This is a genomic window from Inquilinus limosus MP06 (genome assembly GCF_000767795.1).
GTDB lineage: Bacteria > Pseudomonadota > Alphaproteobacteria > DSM-16000 > Inquilinaceae > Inquilinus > Inquilinus limosus_E.
Genome location: NZ_JANX01000947.1, coordinates 1 through 1,421, shown reverse-complemented (window position 1 = coordinate 1,421; position 1,421 = coordinate 1). Strand labels below are relative to the sequence as shown.

Below are 1,421 nucleotides of genomic sequence, written 5' to 3'. Positions count from 1 at the left end.
CTGTACCGCGTGCCGGCCGACGGCCCGCTGGAGCGGCTGGAGCCGGGCGGCGACGGCGCCATCCATGTCGCCGCCGGCGAGGTGGTCGAGGAGGTGGCGGAGCTGGTCAACCCCGAGGCCCGCACACAGGTCGCCCTGCGCCTGCCGATCGCCGCCGGGTTCGAGCCGCTGAACCCGAACCTGGCGACGGCGCCGGCGGAGGCCGTGCCTTCGGCCGCGCCGTCGGTGCCGCCGAGCTATGCCGGTTATGGCGACGACGAGGTGCGGGTGTTCTACGACCGGCTGGACAAGGGCACGCTGACCCTGCGCTTTCGCCTGCGGGCGCAGGTGGCGGGCAGCTTCATCCAGCCGCCGGGCGAGGCCGAGATGATGTACCGGGCCGGAGTCTACGGCGCCAGCGCCGGCGCCCGGATCGTCGTCAGCCCGTGAAGCGGGTGAGGTGACCTTGTCCCGCCTCGCCCATTCCATCCTCCCCCTCCCCCTCCCCTTGCGGGAGGGGGCAGGGGGAGGGGTCCGCGCGCGTCGGCGCGCGATGGGATGGGGACTTTCCGAAGGCGCCACCCGCTCCTTCGCGGGATGCGATACCGGTTCATGCGGAGGCAGCCCCCTCCCCCGCCCCCCTCCCGCAAGGGGAGGGGGAGGGTATCATGATGGACGGGCAGGTTCCTCCTCCCCCACTGCCCCGCCGCCGCTGGGGGCGCCGGATCGGCTGGGCCGTGCTCGCCCTCGGCGTCGCCGTGTTCGGCACCTTCGCCGTCCAGGTGGCGCAGCGGGCGCATCTGGAGGCGCCGGCGCCAACCCCGATCCTCTATGACCGGCAGGGCGCGTTCCTGGCCCAGATCGGCCATGAGGAGCGCACGCCAGACGGCAAACGGTATGTCGATTACGGCTACTGGACCGTCGATCCCCTGCCCGACCGCGTCGTCCGCGCCACGCTGGCGCTGGAGGACCGGCGCTTCTGGGACCACCCGGGAGTCGACCCGCGCGCCGTCGCCCGGGCGCTGTGGCACAACGTCGAGGGCGGCCGGGTGCGGTCCGGCGCCTCGACCATCGCCATGCAGATCGCCCGGATGCAGCAGCCGGCGGCGCGCAACCTGTGGTCCAAGGCGGTCGAGGCCGGCACCGCGCTGGTGCTGACCCAGCGCTACGACCGGCGGACGCTGCTGGCGCATTACCTGCGGCTGGTGCCGTACGGCAATGGCAGCCACGGCATCGCCCATGCCGCGCGCTGGTATTTCGATAAGCCGGTGGCGGATCTGAGCTGGGCCGAGATCGCCCTGCTGTCCGCCATCCCGCAGGCGCCCGGCCTGATGAATCCGCGCCGGCCGGACGGGCTGGCACGGGCCAAGCTGCGCGGCCAGCGGGCGCTGGACGAGCTGGCCCGCCAGGGCGTGATCGACCCGCAGGAGCTGGCGCTGGCC

Annotated in this window: 2 protein-coding genes; both read left to right on the top strand. The window is 73.8% G+C overall.

The window, feature by feature from the left end; all coding sequences use genetic code 11:
- Positions 1 to 429 (top strand): alpha-2-macroglobulin family protein (locus P409_RS39720; RefSeq protein ID WP_034849309.1); only part of this gene is annotated, 429 nt, incomplete at its 5' end.
- 218 nt (positions 430 to 647) lie between these two features.
- Positions 648 to 1,421: transglycosylase domain-containing protein (locus P409_RS34270; protein WP_238578845.1), on the top strand; the 774-nt coding region annotated here is incomplete at its 3' end.